The organism is Plantactinospora sp. WMMB334 (assembly GCF_049179095.1).
In the GTDB taxonomy this organism is placed as follows: Bacteria; Actinomycetota; Actinomycetes; order Mycobacteriales; family Micromonosporaceae; genus Plantactinospora.
Genome location: NZ_JBMHME010000002.1, coordinates 3,060,530 through 3,077,946 on the forward strand (window position 1 = coordinate 3,060,530; position 17,417 = coordinate 3,077,946).

Genomic DNA, 17,417 nt, shown 5'->3' on the forward strand with positions numbered 1-17,417 from the left:
GACCGGCGGTGATGAGCTCGCCTTACCGGCCGTGGGATTGGTCGCCGCGCAGGGTGGTGACGATGCTCGTGACCGTGGCGACGGGTTTGCCGTCGTTGCGGATCACCTCGCAGCTGTAGTGGGTGATGGTGCGGCCGGCGTGGGCGGGCCGGGCGGTGGCGCGCAGCGTGTCCTGCCAGACCGGGCGCAGGAACACCGCCCGCAGGTCGATGCTGGTGAACGTCTCATCCGGGCCGACGACGGTCGAGTGGGCGGTGCCGATGGCGGCGTCGGCGAGCTCGATGATCAGGCCGCCGTGCACGGTGCCCTGCTGGTTGCCGTGGACCGCCGGATCAGCGTCGATCTCCACCGTCGCCGATCCGAGGCCGACATCGACCAGCCGGATGCCGAGGGTAGACGAAATCGCTGTCGGGTAACGGAATCGGCACTGCTCGGTCCCGGTGGCGGTGCCGGCGATCTGCCGGCGCAGAAGTTCCAGAACCGGCAGTTGGCGACCTCTGACAATCATGAGATCACGCTACGGAGCGCAGGTAGGACAATCAAGAAATCGTCCTAGGTACAGTCAGCCGCATGCGGTCCTACCAGGAAGTCGCCAACGCACTCGCGGCACAGATCCGCAACGGGCATCTGGCACCGGGGCAGCGGCTGCCTACCCACCGGCAGCTCGCCGCGCATTGGGGCATCGCGGTGGCGACCGCCACCCGGGCGATGGCGGAACTGAAACGGATCGGTCTGGTCGTCGGTGAACCCGGGCGGGGCACCTTCGTCCGCGACCAGACGGTGAGGCTGGTGCCGGCCGAGTACGGTCCCGGCGCGGACACCGTCTGGGCGGACCTGTCACTGACCCAACCACTGTCGCCGCCTCGGGCGCGACTACTGCGCTCGGCGCTGCGACAGCTCGCCGCGGCCGGCGACCTGGACGCGGTGCTGCGGCAGCAGCCACCCGGCGGGCGGCCCCAAGATCGGGCGGTCACCGCCGCGTTCCTGGCCACCCACCGCATCGACGCCCACCCGGACCGGGTCTTCCTGACCGGCGGCGCCCAGCACGGACTCGACCTCGTCGCCCGCACGATGCTGGCACCCGGGGACGCGGTCGCGGTGGACGCGCTCACCTATCCCGGGTTCAAACTGATCGCCCAGACCCACCGGCTCAACCTGATACCCATCCCCACCGCCGGCCAAGGCCCCGACCTCACCGAACTGGCGCAGCTGTGCCGGCGACGGCGCATCCGCGCCGTCTACGCGATGCCGACACTGCACAACCCGCTCGGCTGGGTGCTCGACCACTCATCCCGCGAGCGGCTGGTCGCTGTCGCCCGCGACCACGACCTGGTTCTGATCGAGGACGCCGCATACGCCTTCCTCGCCCACCCGGCACCACCACCACTGGTCACGCTGGCCCCGGAACGCACCTTCTGGGTCTCCAGCCTGTCCAAGAGCGTGGCCGCCGGCCTGCGCTTCGGCATCCTCGTCACACCCGCCCCAGCCCGGCCCGTAATCGCGCACACGCTACGAGCGAACATGGCCAGCCTGCCCGGCCTCGTCACCACCCTCGCGGTGCGGTGGCTGGGCGACGGCACGGTAACCGCGCTGGAGGCGGCCAGCCGACGCGCTGCCGAACAGCATCAGAGCGTGCTACGCCGCCAGCTCGGTGACCTCCCGGTGACCGCCCACCCCAGGTCGTACTTCGCGTGGCTACCCATCGACCCAGAACAGCGGATGGACCGGGTCGCCGCCGAACTGTCCCGCCGCGGGATCCGCGTCAGCACCGCCGACATGTTCGCCACCACCACCCACGCCCCACACGCAATCCGGATCGCGCTGGGAACACCGACCCCGGAGCAGCTTCCAGCCGCACTCGCCGCCCTCCGCGAGGCACTGAACACCGTACAGATCTGACGCTTGCGACAAAGGGTTAGAGGGGTTCGGGCTGGCACCGGAACGCCGCTCCGGGGCGCCGGCACGGGCCGGGAGCGCGAGGCGCTCGCGGTCAGTCCAGCACCTCCACCGGGTCACCGACGCTGACCGTACGACCGTTGGCAGGTCCGCCCGGTGCTGTCCGCACCGTCAACTGGAGGCCGAAGCGGAGCTTCCGGTCGATGTTCCGCCGGGCGGCGAGCATCCGGAGCGGCTCCCGCCCCCGCTCCCCGGTCTCCTGGTCGATCGTCGCGATCAGACAGCGGCCACACTCGGCGGCGCCCTCGAACACGGCCCCGCCGATCCTGACCCGCCGGCCGATCCACTCCGCCTCGACCCACGGCGCGGCACCCGTGATCACCACGTTGGGCCGGAACTGGATCATCGGCAGCGGCCCCTCGACGCTGCCCGACTCCCGCAGCCAGCCGTTGAACGCGTCCAGCGACGCGGTGTTGGCCAGCAGCAGCGGGGTGCCGTCGGCGAAGCTCAGCTCGGCGCCGACGCCGGCCGGAACCTCCCAGGGAACGAGGTTGCGGGTGGGGTCACCGAGCCAGACCAGCCGGACGGGACGCCCCACCAGCCGCTTGAGCCAGTCGTCCGCCTCGGGGCCGGCGGCGCGTACCGGTGCGGGTGGCCGCCCCCGGTAGACCCGGACCTCGATCGCCTCGCCGCCGGTCGGTTCGGCCAGATCGAGCCGGGGCATCCCCGGCGCGTCCAGGGTCAGCCCTCCGGGCCGGGACACCGCCCGCATCGTCACCAGTTCCCGGTGCTGGCGCTGGGAGAGGCCGAGCCCGTCGTCGTCCACGATCAGCCAGCGCCGGTCACCGTCCAGGCCCCACGGCTCGACCCGCGCGGTGTCGCGGTCCATCCGGCGGCACCCCTTGACCGGGTACGTATAGATCGATGTCACTCGCACCCCGTCAGGATTACACGAAGCGGCGCCATGCCGGTATCCTCCGCTCCGGCCGGCCCTCGACCCATGGGCGGTCCACGACGGACGGCCGCTAGTGGCCGATCTTGTCCAGCTCGACGACGTCGTCGTCGGAGAGCGAGAGCCCCGCACCGGCGACATTTTCGCGCAGATGGGCGGCGGACGAGGTGCCGGGGATCAGCAGGATGTTCGGCGACCGCCGCAACAGCCAGGCCAGGGCGACCGACATCGGTGTCGCCGCCAGCCGGGCGGCCACCGCCGAGAGTGCCGACGACTGCAGCGGGCTGAAGCCGCCGAGCGGGAAGAACGGCACGTAGGCGATGCCCTCGTCGGCGAGCGCGTCGACCAGCTCGTCGTCCCGACGGTACGCGAGGTTGTACATGTTCTGCACGCACACGATCGGCGCGATCGCCCTGGCCTCGGCGACCTGTTCGGCCGTCGCGTTGCTCACTCCGAGGTGCCGGATCAGGCCCTGCCGCTGGAGTTCGACAAGCGTCCCGAACGCCTCGGCGACCGGGCCGGGCCGAGGTCCCTCCGCGTCACCGAGCCGCAGGTTGACCAGGTCCAGCACCTCGAGGCCGAGCGTCTCGAGGTTGTCGTGGACGGCCCGGCGCAGGCTCTCCGGATCGCGGGCCGGCGGCCAGCCGCCCTGCCCGTCGCGGGTCGCGCCGACCTTCGTCGCGATGCGCAGCGATCCCGCGTACGGGTGCAGCGCCTCCCGGATCAACTGGTTGGTGACCCGGGGCCCGTACGCCTCGGCGGTGTCGACATGGGTGATGCCGAGGTCGACGACCTCGCGGAGCACGGCGAGTGCGCCGTCGCGGTCGGCGGGCGGACCCATCACCCGGGGACCGGCGAGCTTCATGGCACCGTAGCCGAACCGGGTGACTCTCAGGTCACCCAACGTCCACGTACCGCCGGGAAGGAAGGTGGAAACCACGCTCGCACCTCTGACTCTCTCGTGTGTCGTGTGGATCTGGGCGTCAACGGATGCGTGATCCACTGTGCGGCGGTAACTTCCTGACGGAAAGTAGGCACCTGAAAGTGCGTAACCCACCCAGGGCAAAGGGGCGCCCGATGGCAACGACGACGGCAGTGCAGAAGCGGGCACAGGCGAAGGCGGAATATGACGCCTTCCTGGCGGTATGTCCCAGTCGCCACCTGCTCGAACGGATCTCCACCAAGTGGGTCACGCTGATCCTGTCCGCCCTCGGCAGCGGACCCGACTGCACCGCCGAGCCCCGGCCGATGCGCTACTCAGAACTGTCCCGCCTGCTCGCCGGGGTGAGCCAGAAGATGCTGACCCAGACGCTGCGCTCGCTGGAACGTGACGGGCTGGTCACCCGCACCGTGGTGCCGACCGTGCCCGTCACGGTCTCCTACGAGCTGACCGATCTCGGCCTATCCCTGCATCAGACGATTCGCCACCTCAAGGGGTGGGCCGAGACGCACATGGACGACGTGCTCGCCAACCGGCGGAGGCACGACTCCGCCGCCGCCTGACAGCAATGCCGAGACCCGGGCATCCTCGTCAGGCGGCCCAGCCGGGTTCGGGGGAGTACTTCGGGCTGGGACCGAAGCGGTTGGGACCGGGCGTCCCGTCCAGCACGAAGAAGACCAGCAGCACGATCGCACCGACGAGCGGGATCAACCCGATCAGGATCCACCAGCCGGAACGATCGGTGTCGTGCAGGCGTCGCACGCCGACCGCGAGCGACGGCAGCACAAGCGCCAGGGTGGCGATCAGGTTGAGGAGGCCACCGGAGCCACTCGCCCCTTCGAAGTCGGTGCCCAGCGCGCTGTCCAGGATCGACGTCACGATGCCGACGAGGAGCGAGAAGAGGAAGAACCACCAGTACTCGGCGCGGCGGGCCCGCCCGCTGAATCCGACGTACTGGGAGAGCACCGAGCGAACGGCGGCGGTGAAGGACATGGCGACTCCAGCGTCTGGGGGGTGAAGCGGTGCGCGGTGTCAGGGTATGCGGTGTCAGGGTATGCGGCGGCGGCAAGGAGCCCGCCATCCTCACATGGCGGCGGTCGCACCCGGGCCAGGTGCCCTGGCTCCTGCCCCACCGGCCCGGCAGCGCCGGTGGGTCATACGCAGTTGCCGCACGCCGGGTTACCGCCCGGGCCGCCCGAATTATCGAGGCGGACCGGCACCGAGGTGATCCGGGAGTCGTCGACCGGAATCGGGGAGAACCTTCGGGAGAAGTAGACATCCTCTGGCAGCTCGACGGCGACGCAGGCTACCGGTGCGTCGACGCTGCGCGCCACGCACAGTGCCCGCAAGAGCGCCCCCGAACTCCACACGAAGTCGAACGTGAACTGCGTCCGCAGGGTGACCGGGTCGTACGGGTAGCGGCGACCTGGCACGGGAACGTGGTACGGTCCGTCACTGGTGAAGAAGTACGGTGCGGCATACGTGGTGTAGTACAGCATGACGCTGAAGCCGGCGGGGCGTTCTGGCTCGACACAGGGCTCGATCCAGCCCTCCAGCGCCAGGTGTCTGTTGCCGGGCTGAAGGCCGCCGGCGGAATAGGTGATCTCGCCAGTCGCGCACGGTGCGGGGACCAGGGTCAGCGGCGGTGTGTCGACACGCTCCGGTGGCCGGGCAGCTACCGCCATCGGTGTCCAGGGGGCCATGGCCATGAGGCCAGCCAGCGCGGCGACCGCGGTTCGGGCGAGGATGAGATGGAAGCTCACTGCTCCTCCGGATTGTCGGTGCCCGTGGCGGAGAGCTCGGCGGCGCGAAGGCCGCCCAGGACCAGTCCCAGTTGGAATCGGTTCTCCACGTCGAACCGATCCATCAGCCTGCGAACGACATATCCGACCGTCCGTAGGCCGAGATGCATCCGCCGAGCGGCGCTTGCGTCGGTATGCCCCTGGGCGAGCAGCGTGATCAGCGTGTGCTCGCGAGGAGTGAGGGCAGCCTGCGGGATCGCCCACTCCCACCGGTCGCGTGCGGACTGCCAGTGCTGTTCGAAGAGGTCGACCAGGGCGGACACCACCGGTGGCTGGGCGATCTCCAGGTAACCGCGCTCCAGGTTGCCGGCATCGACCGGGAAGAAGGCGACCTTGCGGTCGATCACGATCAGCTTCATCGGCATCGACGGTGCGGTCCGGTACTCCGGCACCGGTTCGGCGGGTGGGCCCCGGTAGGCCGCGAGCGGGTCCGGCTCCGTCTGGCCGACGCCAAGGATCCGCATGTGAACTCCGCGGCTGAGTGCCATCCGGTCCATCGGTAGCGCCGAGCGCATCGATTCGGCGTCAAAGGCCGGCTCCGGGTGCATCGCCAGGTGTTCGTGGCTCACGACGGCGTTGAGTTCGGCCAGCCGGGCCCGCGCCTGGGCCCGGCTGGGCAGGTAGCCAACCTCGGTCCCGAGCGGGAGGAGGTGCTTGCGCAGCGGGCTGTCGGCCCGCGATCCCGGAACCGCTGCCTGCCGTTTCCGCTGTAGCGCAGCGACGACCTCCGCGGGTGGCGTGGCCGCCCAGGCCGCGGATCGTGGCGACGAACCGGGTCGCCTGCCGATGGCGTCGATCGAGGCAAGCTCGTCGAGGGCGGCGGCGACCCGACGTACCGGCATGCCCAGTGCGGTGCACAACTCGCCAGCGGTGGCCGGACCGAACGTGACGACGGTGCGGTAGACCAGATCGGCGTCGGGCGTGTATCCCCAGGGCACCAGCGATGGCACCGGCGCTCCCAACGGCACCGCGTCACGCGATCGATGCAACGCAACCTCCAGATGGAAGCTTTCTCCAGGACTCCGGTGGTAGTGGGCAAAGACCTTCCGCCCGTACGTTGGCCACACCATACACGAACAGGTCGGGTAGCCCTTGGCCAAGGGCTACCCGACCTGTTCGTGCGGGCCGCTATGGGCGCGGTTTGTTCAGCTCTTCGAGGGCCTTCTGGGCGAGGGCGTACGAGGTTTCGTGCATCAGAATGTTGTGCACGACCGTCGGGTTTATCGGTCCGGCGATGAATGGTCCGGAATTGACCCGGTAGCCACCTTCACCTGCCCAGAAATCCGCACGAACGGACCTTCCGTCGAACGTGCAGGTGTAGCTCTGGTAGCCGGCGCTGGGCAAGCCACCGTACGTGCACCGCGAGGCCGGGTTCATCTTGGCGACGAGGTTCTCCAGCCCTTGGCGGTACACGGTCAGGTGACTCGCGTCGAACGATCCGGTTCTTTTCGTGGCGACCTCGGCGGCGCTGAAGAGCGTGATCATTGCTCGTCCGGTGGTGTCGAGGGCACTGTCCGAGTCGCTGACCGTGTTCACGTGATTCTTGGCGTGCAACGCTCCCCGGACGACGTTGTCGGTGTACAGGTGCGGATACGGCGGCGGGAGGCTGAGAAAATTGCGGTAGTTGGTGGCGTACTCCACATTGGTTCGCACGTCGTTGAGGAGTTGTGAGTTGAGGCGGGACATCATGTCCGCTTGCGCACCGCTGATGGCGCCGCTCAGCTCCTGCACCAGCTCAACGAGCTCCGACGGGGAGTACGTGCCGTCGCTGCCCTTCGAGAGCAGACTCTTGAGGAGTTCGACATAGGGCCAGAAGTTCACGTTGTCGTCCGGGCCGTCGGGATAGTTGCAGGGATCTTCCGGACGGGAGTTGGGTTCGCAGACCGCGTACGCCGGGTCCGGGCTCGCCGGCACGACAACGGCTACGGCGGCCGCGACGAGCCCCAGACCGACCGCAAACGCCCGCAGCAACCTGCATCTCTTCACTCCGGTCTCCTAGCCCCTCAGCGCGCGCAGTCGCGGCAGCGCGTCGTTGGCAACGGCTCGGCTGGTGTTGCGGGTGGCGTTGTGTTCGACGGCGGCGCGGTCGAGCGGTCCGACGACCATCCGGCCGCGGTAGTAGATCTCATATCCGGTGGCGGTGTCACCGTTGTACGCGGTGCACGTGTACTCGACCGTCACCTGCACCGGACGCCCCTCGATGTCGGGCTCGGTGATCGTCGTGGTGCGGCAGTTGGGTTTGAGCTTGACCACGACGGCCTCGTAGCCGCGGATGAGTTGGCCGAGCAGATCGATGGCGGGTAGGCCGAGCTTGGCGAAGCCGACCATGGCGATGGAGTAGATCTGCCCCATGAGCTTGCCGATGTTGTCCGCCGACGGAAGGTGCTGGACGGCGTCGAAGTACGCGGTGGACAGGGTCGCGCAGTTGACGGCGCCATCGACGAACAGTGCCAGGCTGAACGGATCCATGGCATCGATCTGTGCGACCTGGATGGTTGCGGCTTCGGTGCATGCGCGCACATCGGCGTTGGCGATGTCGTCGATGTGATCGAGAATCTCCTGGCGGGCGGCGTTCACCGCCGCGATGATCTCCTGCTTGGCGCGTTCCAGGTCACTACCGCCACCGCCGCCGCCGAAGAGGCTCTGGGCGACCGCGACGGCCACATTCATCCAGGGAGACGAGGTGTCCGCGGCGCGAACCGGTTGGCCGCTACCCCCGATGGCGATCACCACGGCCGTACTCGTGGCGACGAGGGCGTTGAGCAGTCTGGCTTTCATCTGGTCGACCCTTCTCAGATCTGGTTTGCGAAGCGGTTCGGAGGCCCTGGGCAGGCCCCGGCGGTGCGGCCCGTGGACGCGCCGGCTTCCCGCCCACCGGGCCGCGCGGTCCCTCCCGTGCGTCGCGAAGGTCAGCGGGTGTCGCAGCCGGGGTAGGCGGTGGGGCAGGCCGTGGAGTACACGGCACCGTTGATGGACCTGATGAACGGCAGGATCCCGGTGTGCCAGCGCTGCTCCGGGCCGCTCTGCCAGGTGTTGCGGAACCAGAGTCCGTATCGCGGTTGCACGGCGCGGATGCCGGCTCCCGAGTTGCCGTTCATGGCGTGGTTCCACAACTGTGCCGGCGTCCAGTCGCCCTCGTGACCCCCGAGCGAGGGCGACTGGATCTCGGAGGCGAACGGCAACACACCGCGGTAGTCGGCCCCACCTGTTTCACCGGTGTAGATCCGGTTGGCCTGGATGTCCTCCGACGGGATGGTGTCCGGGCCACCGATGATGCAATACAGGCTCTCGCAGTGGTGGATGAGGTCGGCCATCAAGGCGTCGGATCCGAGCCAGTTGGCGGTGAGCCGGAGCCCGGTGTTGGGCCAGGCGGCGCGGAAGGCCGTGTAGCCACGCCTGTACTGGTCGGCCAGGCTCCGGGTGCTGTAGCCGTCGGTGCCGGACGGCACCGCGATCGAGGTCTCGTCGATCTGCACCGCCTCGACCCACGGGCTGCCGTTGTATGCCTGGCCGTACGCGGTGAGCTGTGCGATGACGCGGTCCATCGTGGCCGGCTGCCACAGCCGTGCGACGATGCCGTTGCTCATCCTGGTCGTGCCGTAGGCCGATCCGGTGACGATGTAGGCGGGAAAGTAGGCCGATGGATTGTTCGGGTCGTAGCCGCCGAACTGCACGTGCAAGAAAGAGATCCACAATCGTTTTCCGATCGCGGAAGTCCAGCGAATGTACTGGTCGACCATCGTTTTCCCGGCGTCGTAGCTGCCCGGTGTCGAGCCCTCGGCCGCCGACCACTGCACGAAGATCTTCACGCCCTTGATTGTGGGTTCGTTGCCGAGCTCGTTGATGTGCCGCCGATGCGACTCCATCAAGGTGTCTCGATTCTCGGCGCGCAGGATGCCGTCGAGGGAAACGTAATGGCCCGGGTGCCACTTCACGGGGCCTGCGGCCGCTGCGGCCGAGGCGACCGCGCCGGCCGGAATCGTCGCAACGGCAACGGCCGCCGCCAGCACCACCGTGACGAGAAGTCTGTTGGGGATCGCACCAGAGACCACGGCCAGGGCTCGGCCCGGTCGGCGCACGGTTTTCATCGTTCCTCCTGTCCGCTGAGAGAGATCCATCTCTTCGGGCAGGTGTGATGCTCCGGACAACGCTGCAATGGGGTCAAGCACGGCAAACGTACGTGGCAGGATTGCGCATCGTTTCGCCCGAACGTTGGCCGGATCACGCAAGGTCGGCGGCGGAGGGGTATCGCGTCGCGGGACCCGACGACCTCGATGCCCGCCACCTCATGGCAGCCTTCGACGGTCCTGCCGAGGCTCGGCCGGCGGCTGACCGCCGCCGGCCGAAGGATGATGATCGCCGCCGGCCGAAGGATGATCAGACCCGTGACGCTGTGTGGGCGGGCATTGGTGCCGGCCGCGTGACCGGCTGTCGTACCCGTGTGTGAGGCTTCGGGGCATGGCGACTTTCGTTCTCATCCACGGCGGCGGGGGCAGCGCCTGGGACTGGCATCTTCTGGTCCCCGAGCTGGCCGGTCGCGGCCACGACATGGTGGTGCCGGAGCTGCCGATCGAGGACAGCTCGGCGGGGTTCGCCGAGTTCTGCGAAACGGTCGTCGACGCGATCGGTGACCGGAGCGACCTCGTGGTCGTCGGGCACTCCTATGGTGCGTTCACCGCGCCGCTGATCGCCGACAAGCTGCCCGTGCGGCTGCTCGTCCTGCTCACGCCGATGGTCCCGGAGCCGGGCGAGAAGCCCGGCGACTGGTGGGACAACACCGGTTACCGGGGCGCGGACGGGCTCAGCGAGGAGCAGCAGTTCTACAACGGCGTGCCGGCCGAGATCGTCGCGGAGGCGGCGGCGCATGGCCGGCGGCAGGTCAGCGCGGAGTGGGACGAGCCGTGGCCGCTGGACGCCTGGCCGGACGTACCGACGAAGGTGCTCGTCGCCCGCGAGGACCGGTTCTTTCCCCCGGACTTCCTGCGCCGGGTGGCCGCCGACCGGCTCGGCACCACCCCGGACGAGGTCGACGGTTGTCACGCCGTGGCGCTCAGCCATCCGAAGCAGCTCGCCGACCGGCTGACCGGGTACCTGCTGCCCTGAAGCCGCCGGGAGCCCGTCCTACCGCGACTGACACCCTCATAGACGTTCTCCGCCATGTCGCGCGCGCAGCCGTCCGCATCTGCAGCGGTGCGGGTTTTCGGATGCGTTCGTGTAGTTCGGATTGCCACACTGTCGCAGTGGAGAGCTTCCGGTGCGCTGCATGCCGGAACGTGCTGAGCATCCCTGTCCGGCTGGTCGACCTGCCCGCTGAGCCGCACTGGTCGCTGCTCGATCACCACCGTGTGAACCCCCCGCTGCGCGACCCCGGCACCTACGCGATCGATGAGGCACCGTACGGCCACGACCACGTCACTGGCACCTTCGTGCTGTCGCCAGGCGACGTTCGCGGCGCACGGTTGGCCTAGTGAGCAGCATTGACGCTCACCTGATGCCTGCGCGGCCAGCGGTTGTTGTGTTCGACGTTGTCGATGTCCCAGAAGTGGATGTGGGCGTACGTGCCGGGCAGGTCTGCCGCGGCGGCGAAGTCGATCTGAAGCTCGCGCGTCCAGTGTCGTTCCTGCCCGCCCGCCAGCACCGGCGTGTTGAACGTCACCATGGTCGTCGGCGGGTCGAGCGTGCCGGTGTAGCGCACCCGCCGCACCGGGCAGGGGAACGTCCAGTGGATGCTCACACTGTCCACGGGGAGCCGGCCTGGGTTGTGGGCGGTGATCCGGAACTGCCAACGTGCCGTACCGTCGGCGTCAGGGTGGTGCGGCGCCGTGATCGGTTGCCAGGACACGGCCACGCCCTCGCGTGCCACCCGGCGTTCGTGCCGGGCGGCCCGGTTCAGCAGCAACAGTTACCAGCCGGCGAACAGCAGACCCACTCCGGCGATCAGTGCCGAGCCGACGGCGGTCCACTCACTCACCGCGGTGCTCCCGTCCGGACGGCTGTGGTGATGCGCTGGCCGGGACGGGTTGGGGCGATGACGGTGGCCGCCGCCGTTGCCGGATCGCCTGCCGCTCCGAGGACCTGGCAACGGGACTGGCCGTGCCGGTACCACAATGCCGCCGTCCAGGCACACAGCACGGCGTCGATGAGATCCTCCCGATGTTTGTACGCGGCATCGTCGATCGGCGCCGGCAGTGCGGCCAACCCGGCGGTGAGCGGGTGCGAGTCCAGGATCATCGGCGGATCAGCGGCGGCCAGCCGGCCCAACCGGCCGATCAGGTCGTCACAAGCCGCGGCCCGCTCGCCGCGCCACTGCGCCACCGGCATCCGGCGTGGCTTGCGTTTGTACCGTGGCCGCTGCACGTCGTAGCCCAACTCCTCGACACCGACCAGAGTGGTGTACGGATAGCACTCGCTGACCAGCCGGCCATCGACCGGGGGACCACCACGGCCGTCGTGGTAGGTCCAGCCGCACTCCTGCAGCCTGGCCAACAGGGTCACTCCGGCGCGTCGTGGCGAGGCCTGATTCGTGGTGTTCGCGCTGACCTTCCATCGGCCGTAGCACTGCCCGACCTGCTGTTCACATACCCGCTGCCCGGTGACGTTCTCCACCACCAGCGGCGCGTCAACGAACAGCAGTGCCGACCGATCGCCAGCCACCTCCTGAACCCAGTCGACTGTCGCGGCCACGCCACGAGTCCACCCCGCTTCCAGCACGATCCCGCGCCGGTCGAGGGCCGCCACACCGGTCTCGTTGGCCGGCGCCGAACCAGCTTCGTCCCGCCAGGCAAGATCGACACCGATGAACCGTTCGATGGACACCGAACCGGTATAGCGCCGCTACCACCGCACCAGAACCGGCCAACCAGACAGTCTTGTATTCGCCTCCGGGCACCACCACGCCAACGGTCCGACGAGCGCGGGTCGGCCAGGAACGCATGCCGTGCCCGATAACGCGCTCCGACGCACACGCGGCAAACCTGCGGCGATGTCGATGATCAACCCGCGACAATGGCGACGTGGAAGATCTCGAGGTCGTCGTCGCCCACAGCGAGCGTGCGACCCTGCGCGTCGGTGACGTGTTCCTGAAGATCGACGTCGACCAGACGCGCACCGATGTCGAGGTCGAGGCGATGGCCATGGCGCCGATCCCGACCCCGCAGGTCCTCTGGCGCAGACCACCCGTACTCGCGCTCGCTGCCCTGCCAGGCACGGCGCTCGGCCGCCTCGGCGAGCCGTCGCCCGCGTCGTCGGCGGCATGGGTCGCGGCGGGCGCGGCCGCACGGGCCCTGCACGACGCACCCCTACCGCCCTGGCCCGGTCGGCGCCTCGACGAACTCGCCGCGCGACTGGACGGCGAATGCGAATGGCTCGTCACCAGCGGTGCCCTCCCCCGCGATTTGGTCACCCGCAACCGCCGGGTTGCCGAGGCCGCCCTACGGCCGTGGAAACCGGTGTTCATCCACGGCGACCTGCAGATCACCCACGTGTTCGTCGACGAGGACAGGATCACCGGCGTGATCGACTGGTCGGAGGCCGCCCCGGGCGATGCCCTCTACGACCTCGCCGTCCTGACACTCGCGCACGAGGAGCACCTCGACGACGTGATCGCCGGATACGGCGCCGATGATGTGGACCTCGACGTCATCCACGGATGGTGGTCATGGCGGAGCCTGGTAGCGGTCCGCTGGCTGGTCGAGCACGGCTTCGACCCGTCCCTGCCGGGCTGCGAGTTCGACGTACTGAGATCCCGGATGTGAGACCGCACGAACCCCGGCGGCCACGACCGGTGACACGGGGCGCGGCCGGGGTGTGTACCACCGACCAACGGCGGATCTGCTGATCAAGGGAGATGAGCCAGGTGACGACCGAGAAGGCCACAGTAGGCGCCGACATCGCCGAGGTTTCCGGCCGATTCTGGGCCGTCGACGCGGCGCACTGGCTACCGGGGAGAGGTACGCCTTGATGCTTGTCGGGAAGCGCCCTACAGCGCCCGCCATGGCGGTCCGCGCCTCGCCGGTCACCGGCACCAGCGTGGTCTCCTTGGGCGGTACGACTATCAGGTCACCGACCGGTACGACCTGATCGGCCTGCTGACGCTGGTCACCCTCGGGCTCGGTCCAGATGATGTAGACCAGCCGGACGCTCATCTGCTCGCTGTCGTCATTGCGCAGGGACACGACGGTGAACCGGCTGTTGCGGTCGAGCACGCGCCCGGATTCGTCGACGGGGGTGACGACGGGATCGACATGGACAACTGGTGCCTCGACCGTCTCCGTGGTGCGCACGGACACGAGCACATCCTCGACCAGTTGGGCTCCCTCGCCTGTGAAGATCAGCACATCGAGGCCCGCACCTGGTGGAACGACGAGCTTGCCCTGGTCGCTGCCGTAGACCGTGCTGACCTCTACCATCGGTAGCGGGCCTCGGCTGGCGTCGAGCGCCGTGAATTCCAGTGTCGGGGCAAGCATTCGAGTGCTGTCGTTGTAGATGGTCAGCGTCTGGTTCATGTACCCCTCTCCGGTGGTGGCGGCGAACTCAAACTGCAGCTCGGCGGAGAAGAACGGGCGGGCGACGAGCCCGCAGCCGGCGACCAGCAGGGTGGTCAGGAAGCCGGCGATCGCCCTGAGGGGTACCGGTGTTGCGCGCAGCTGCCGACGGGCGCCGGTCGCAGTCGAGGTGGGGAGCACCGGAGCAGGATACGGACGGACCCATCGCTCTGTTGACCCGCGATGTGGGTCGACCTCGCCCACCTCGCGGTGCCGCTGGGTCAGGTGCGGATCCAGCGGTGGTACGCCTCCGGGTCGACGTTGCTGCCGCAGATGACGGTGGCCACGTGGCGACCGGCGAAGCGCTCGCGGTCCTCCAGGATGGCCGCGACGCCGAGCGCCGCCGACGGCTCGACGACCAGACCCGCGCGCTCCAGGAGCATCCGCATCCCGGTGACGATGGACGTCTCGTGAACCAGGACGGCGTCGTCGGCCACCGCGAGGAGGTCGTCCAGGACCTCGGGGATGGGGTACCGGCCGGCGACGCCGTCGGCGATGGTGTCGGTGGAGTCGGTGGTGACAACGTGTCGCCGGTGCCAGGAGTGGGTCATCGCGGGGGCGCCGAACGGCTGCACGCAGATCACCTCGGCATCCGGCGAAAGGGTCTTCAGCACATGGCCCACGCCGGTGGCCATCGCGCCGCCGCCCAGCGCGATCAGGACGGCGTCGTAGGATGCCGGTCCGCCCGCCAGTTCCAGGCCGATGGTCGCCGCGCCCTCGCAGGTCTCGATGTCGAGGCTGTCCTCGACCAGCCGGATGCCGCGCTCCCGTGCGATATCCACGGCCCGTTCGCGGGCCATCTCGAAGTCGCCGTCGACCAACTCCAACCGCGCACCCAGCGCCCGGATCCTCTCCAGCTTGGCAGCGGGCGCGCGGCGTGCCGCCACGACGGTCACGTCGAGGCCACGGCGGCGACCCGACCACGCGAGTGCCTGGCCGAGGTTGCCGGCACTGGCGCACACCGCCGCCGTCCGGCCCTGGTCGGTCAACATGCTGGCGACAAGTTCGGTGCCGCGGGCCTTGAAGCTGCGCACCGGGTTCGCCGTCTCCAGCTTGATGCTCACGGTGCAGCCGAGCTCGTTCCCGAGGGCGTCACACTGGTAGAGCGGAGTGTGCAGGAAGACCGGGTCGATGTTCCGGAGGGCCGCGCGAATCCGGGCAAGATCGAGGCGCGTGCTCAGCATGAGCGGGAACGTATCGCAGTACGACGCCGCCAGGCGCGGCAGTTATGGGCCCCGCCGTCCCGCCTGTGACCGCCGCTTGGTGGACGGCTGCCGACGGGTGCGCTCGTTGTGGCGCTCGACAGCGGCGACCGGCGTTCCCGGAGCCGCCAGGCGCAGCCCCGCGACCTGCACGAAGATCTCGCGCTTCCCCGTCGCCTGGCCGCTGGTGGCGTCGAGCACGTACCCGGTGCACCAGCACCACCCGTGGTATGTGGGTTTCCGGCTGACGCTGATGATCCGGAACCAGATGCCACGTCGGCCGGCGAACTGTACGCTCGCCGCGCCGTCCACCCGTACCACCTCGCCGGGTCGGGGTGGCTGCCGCATCAGGGCAGCGGGATCAGGAAGCCCGGTGTCCCGCACCGGGTTTGATGGAGACATCGAAACCTGGGAGGAACTCCAGCGATGCCCGCACCGAAGAAGTACAACGATGAGCTGCGTGAGCGTGCGACCCGGTTGGCGGTCGAGGCCCGTCGGGATCCCGCCAGTGCGGTAGGGGCGATCCGGCGGATCGCCGGCCAGCTCGGGGTGCATCCCGAGGCGTTGCGTGGGTGGGTGAAGAAGGCCGAGACCGACGCCGGTGACCGTCCGGGCGTCACCAGCAGCGACGCGGAACGCCTGGCCGCGTTGGAGCGGGAGAATCGTGAGCTGCGGCGGGCGAACCAGATCCTGCGCTCCGCGGCGTCTTTCTTCGCGGCCGAGTTGGACCGGCCGTCGCGATGAAGGTCGCGTTCGTCGACTCGCAGAAGGTCGAACACGGTGTCCAGCCGGTCCTGCGGGCGCTGCAAGGCACGCCAGCCGAGATCGCACCGTCGACCTACTACGCCGCCAGGACCCGCCCCGCCTCGGCCCGATCGAGGCGCGATGAGGAGTTGACCGCGCTGATCGAGCAGATTCACGCGGTCAACTACGGCGTCTACGGGGCTCGCAAGATCTGGCACGAGCTGCGCCGCCAAGGCGTCGAAGTGGCCCGGTGCACCGTCGAGCGGCTGATGCGCGAATCGGGACTGCGCGGGCTGTTGCGCGACAAGTCACCGCGTACGACCCGGCCCACCGCCGAGACCGGACGCCCTGCTGACCTGGTCAAACGTGACTTCACCGCCGTGCGGCCAAACCAGCTGTGGGTCGCCGACCTGACCTACGTGCGCACCAGCGTGGGCTGGGTGTACGCCGCGTTCGTCCTCGACGTGTACTCGCGCATGATCGTCGGCTGGCAGGTCTCCACCAGCCTCTACACGGATCTGGCGCTCGACGCGTTGAAGATGGCGATCTGGCGCCGCGAACACCAGGGCGCCGACCTGCGCAAACTGGTCCACCACTCGGACCGGGGAGTCCAGTATCGAGCGATTCGCTACAGCCAACGCCTCGCCGAGGCCGGCGCCGTCGCCTCGGTCGGGTCCAAGGGCGACTCCTACGACAACGCGATGGCCGAGGCGTTCAACTCCCTGTACAAGGCCGAACTCGTCCGCAACCGAGGTCCGTGGCGCGGACTCGACGACCTGGAGATGGCCACCGTCGAGTACATCGACTGGTACAACAACCGCCGGCTCCACGGCGAACTCGGACACGCCCCACCCGCCGAACACGAAACGCTACACGCAATGACCCAACCGGTCACCACACCCCTGAAAACCAGCTAACCAACTCTCCACCAAACCCGGGGCTTGACACGGCCCCGCTGGGTCTATCCGCACCCAGCAGCCCGCCAGGTCACCGCAGACGGGACATCTGCCATCGGCACCGGGGCTGTGGTCGTTGGCCAGCCGGTAGCCGTCGACCAGGATGTCGACGGAGGTGAACGGTGCAGGGTCACCGGCGTCGCTCGTCCAGCCGATGAACCGGTTGTGCAGCCAGCCGGCGGGTACGTGGCGCAGATCCTCGGCCGCCTCCATCAACAGGTGCGCCAGATAGAGGATCATGGCGGTGTAGCTGCCGGCAAACTCGTCGATCAGTTCCTTGCGTCGGGTCACGCACGGCCAGTCGGCGCGGCACTGGCGGCATGTCCAGTCAGGAACGGACGGTTCGTGGTCGCTCAGCACAGCTCCTCCCTTTCGTCGAGGC

At 68.9% G+C, this 17,417-nt stretch carries 20 protein-coding genes and 1 pseudogene; 6 read left to right on the plus strand and 15 right to left on the minus strand.

The window, feature by feature from the left end:
* Positions 1-22: 22 nt before the first annotated feature.
* Positions 23-508 carry a PaaI family thioesterase gene (locus ACN27G_RS13120; RefSeq protein ID WP_421493077.1) on the minus strand — a complete coding sequence of 162 codons (486 nt, stop codon included), beginning with the start codon at positions 506-508 and terminating at the stop codon, positions 23-25.
* Between the two features lie 62 nt (positions 509-570).
* On the opposite strand from ACN27G_RS13120, the gene ACN27G_RS13125 reads away from it, so the two are divergent.
* Positions 571-1,899, plus strand: coding sequence for a PLP-dependent aminotransferase family protein (locus ACN27G_RS13125; RefSeq protein ID WP_421493078.1), 1,329 nt, complete (start codon positions 571-573; stop codon positions 1,897-1,899).
* Positions 1,900-1,990: 91 nt separating this feature from the next.
* Here the strand turns inward: ACN27G_RS13125 and ACN27G_RS13130 are convergent, their stop codons facing one another.
* Together ACN27G_RS13130 and ACN27G_RS13135 are read right to left on the minus strand one after the other, a co-directional pair.
* Positions 1,991-2,833 (minus strand): MOSC domain-containing protein, encoded by an 843-nt coding sequence (locus ACN27G_RS13130; RefSeq protein ID WP_421493079.1) that lies wholly within the window; start codon positions 2,831-2,833, stop codon positions 1,991-1,993.
* Positions 2,834-2,921: 88 nt separating this feature from the next.
* Positions 2,922-3,788 carry an aldo/keto reductase family oxidoreductase gene (locus tag ACN27G_RS13135; protein WP_421493080.1) on the minus strand — a complete coding sequence of 289 codons (867 nt, stop codon included), beginning with the start codon at positions 3,786-3,788 and terminating at the stop codon, positions 2,922-2,924.
* Between the two features lie 137 nt (positions 3,789-3,925).
* Here ACN27G_RS13135 and ACN27G_RS13140 point away from each other — a divergent pair, with 137 nt between their 5' ends.
* On the plus strand, positions 3,926-4,351 hold the full coding sequence (locus tag ACN27G_RS13140) for a winged helix-turn-helix transcriptional regulator (protein WP_421493081.1): 426 nt from the start codon (positions 3,926-3,928) through the stop codon (positions 4,349-4,351).
* A gap of 28 nt (positions 4,352-4,379) precedes the next feature.
* On the opposite strand, the gene ACN27G_RS13145 is transcribed toward ACN27G_RS13140, so the two are convergent.
* The 6 genes from ACN27G_RS13145 to ACN27G_RS13170 all read right to left on the minus strand — a co-directional run bounded on the left by ACN27G_RS13145 (position 4,380) and on the right by ACN27G_RS13170 (position 9,678).
* Positions 4,380-4,781, minus strand: a complete 402-nt coding sequence (locus tag ACN27G_RS13145) for a DUF805 domain-containing protein (RefSeq protein WP_421493082.1) — start codon at positions 4,779-4,781, stop codon at positions 4,380-4,382.
* A 161-nt stretch (positions 4,782-4,942) separates the two neighbouring features.
* Positions 4,943-5,551: a hypothetical protein gene (locus ACN27G_RS13150; RefSeq protein WP_421493083.1), complete on the minus strand. Its 609-nt coding sequence runs from the start codon at positions 5,549-5,551 to the stop codon at positions 4,943-4,945.
* Complete coding sequence (locus tag ACN27G_RS13155) at positions 5,548-6,540, minus strand: LuxR C-terminal-related transcriptional regulator (protein WP_421493084.1); 993 nt, start codon at positions 6,538-6,540, stop codon at positions 5,548-5,550. Before ACN27G_RS13155 ends, ACN27G_RS13150 begins: the two co-directional genes overlap by 4 nt.
* Before the next feature lie 178 nt (positions 6,541-6,718).
* Positions 6,719-7,561, minus strand: coding sequence for a hypothetical protein (locus ACN27G_RS13160; RefSeq protein WP_421493085.1), 843 nt, complete (start codon positions 7,559-7,561; stop codon positions 6,719-6,721).
* 24 nt (positions 7,562-7,585) lie between these two features.
* A complete protein-coding gene (locus ACN27G_RS13165; protein WP_421493086.1) occupies positions 7,586-8,368 on the minus strand; it encodes a hypothetical protein in 783 nt (260 codons plus the stop codon).
* 131 nt (positions 8,369-8,499) lie between these two features.
* On the minus strand, positions 8,500-9,678 hold the full coding sequence (locus tag ACN27G_RS13170; RefSeq protein WP_421493087.1) for a hypothetical protein: 1,179 nt from the start codon (positions 9,676-9,678) through the stop codon (positions 8,500-8,502).
* Positions 9,679-10,048: 370 nt separating this feature from the next.
* On the opposite strand from ACN27G_RS13170, the gene ACN27G_RS13175 reads away from it, so the two are divergent.
* Complete coding sequence (locus ACN27G_RS13175; protein ID WP_421493088.1) at positions 10,049-10,693, plus strand: alpha/beta fold hydrolase; 645 nt, start codon at positions 10,049-10,051, stop codon at positions 10,691-10,693.
* A 137-nt stretch (positions 10,694-10,830) separates the two neighbouring features.
* A complete protein-coding gene (locus ACN27G_RS13180) occupies positions 10,831-11,058 on the plus strand; it encodes a hypothetical protein (protein ID WP_421493089.1) in 228 nt (75 codons plus the stop codon).
* On the opposite strand, the gene ACN27G_RS13185 is transcribed toward ACN27G_RS13180, so the two are convergent.
* Together ACN27G_RS13185 and ACN27G_RS13190 are read right to left on the minus strand one after the other, a co-directional pair.
* Positions 11,055-11,324 carry a hypothetical protein gene (locus ACN27G_RS13185; RefSeq protein WP_421493090.1) on the minus strand — a complete coding sequence of 90 codons (270 nt, stop codon included), beginning with the start codon at positions 11,322-11,324 and terminating at the stop codon, positions 11,055-11,057. The genes ACN27G_RS13180 and ACN27G_RS13185 overlap by 4 nt on opposite strands.
* 233 nt (positions 11,325-11,557) lie before the next feature.
* Positions 11,558-12,406 (minus strand): DUF429 domain-containing protein, encoded by an 849-nt coding sequence (locus ACN27G_RS13190; protein WP_421493091.1) that lies wholly within the window; start codon positions 12,404-12,406, stop codon positions 11,558-11,560.
* 197 nt (positions 12,407-12,603) lie between these two features.
* On the opposite strand from ACN27G_RS13190, the gene ACN27G_RS13195 reads away from it, so the two are divergent.
* On the plus strand, positions 12,604-13,344 hold the full coding sequence (locus ACN27G_RS13195) for a phosphotransferase (RefSeq protein ID WP_421493092.1): 741 nt from the start codon (positions 12,604-12,606) through the stop codon (positions 13,342-13,344).
* On the opposite strand, the gene ACN27G_RS13200 is transcribed toward ACN27G_RS13195, so the two are convergent.
* From ACN27G_RS13200 to ACN27G_RS13210, 3 genes are all read right to left on the minus strand, one after another.
* A complete protein-coding gene (locus ACN27G_RS13200) occupies positions 13,246-14,274 on the minus strand; it encodes a hypothetical protein (RefSeq protein ID WP_421493093.1) in 1,029 nt (342 codons plus the stop codon). The two genes, ACN27G_RS13195 and ACN27G_RS13200, sit on opposite strands and share 99 nt — an antisense overlap.
* Positions 14,275-14,354: 80 nt before the next feature.
* A complete protein-coding gene (locus ACN27G_RS13205; RefSeq protein ID WP_421493094.1) occupies positions 14,355-15,317 on the minus strand; it encodes a threonine ammonia-lyase in 963 nt (320 codons plus the stop codon).
* Positions 15,318-15,359: 42 nt separating this feature from the next.
* Entirely contained in the window at positions 15,360-15,683 is a 324-nt protein-coding gene (locus tag ACN27G_RS13210) for a hypothetical protein (RefSeq protein ID WP_421493095.1), read from the minus strand.
* Positions 15,684-15,761: 78 nt separating this feature from the next.
* On the opposite strand from ACN27G_RS13210, the pseudogene ACN27G_RS13215 reads away from it, so the two are divergent.
* Positions 15,762-16,996, plus strand: a pseudogene (locus ACN27G_RS13215) (IS3 family transposase).
* On the opposite strand, the gene ACN27G_RS13220 reads toward ACN27G_RS13215, so the two are convergent.
* Positions 16,949-17,395 (minus strand): hypothetical protein, encoded by a 447-nt coding sequence (locus ACN27G_RS13220; protein WP_421493096.1) that lies wholly within the window; start codon positions 17,393-17,395, stop codon positions 16,949-16,951. The pseudogene ACN27G_RS13215 and the gene ACN27G_RS13220 sit on opposite strands and share 48 nt — an antisense overlap.
* Between the last annotated feature and the right edge of the window lie 22 nt (positions 17,396-17,417).

Coding starts and splice junctions, on each gene's coding strand:
- ACN27G_RS13205 (WP_421493094.1), bottom strand. CDS start 15,317: ATGCTGAGCACGCGCCTCGATCTTGCCCGGATTCGCGCGGCCCTCCGG.
- ACN27G_RS13125 (WP_421493078.1), top strand. CDS start 571: ATGCGGTCCTACCAGGAAGTCGCCAACGCACTCGCGGCACAGATCCGC.
- ACN27G_RS13165 (WP_421493086.1), bottom strand. CDS start 8,368: ATGAAAGCCAGACTGCTCAACGCCCTCGTCGCCACGAGTACGGCCGTG.
- ACN27G_RS13210 (WP_421493095.1), bottom strand. CDS start 15,683: ATGCGGCAGCCACCCCGACCCGGCGAGGTGGTACGGGTGGACGGCGCG.
- ACN27G_RS13145 (WP_421493082.1), bottom strand. CDS start 4,781: ATGTCCTTCACCGCCGCCGTTCGCTCGGTGCTCTCCCAGTACGTCGGA.
- ACN27G_RS13170 (WP_421493087.1), bottom strand. CDS start 9,678: ATGAAAACCGTGCGCCGACCGGGCCGAGCCCTGGCCGTGGTCTCTGGT.
- ACN27G_RS13140 (WP_421493081.1), top strand. CDS start 3,926: ATGGCAACGACGACGGCAGTGCAGAAGCGGGCACAGGCGAAGGCGGAA.
- ACN27G_RS13175 (WP_421493088.1), top strand. CDS start 10,049: ATGGCGACTTTCGTTCTCATCCACGGCGGCGGGGGCAGCGCCTGGGAC.
- ACN27G_RS13120 (WP_421493077.1), bottom strand. CDS start 508: ATGATTGTCAGAGGTCGCCAACTGCCGGTTCTGGAACTTCTGCGCCGG.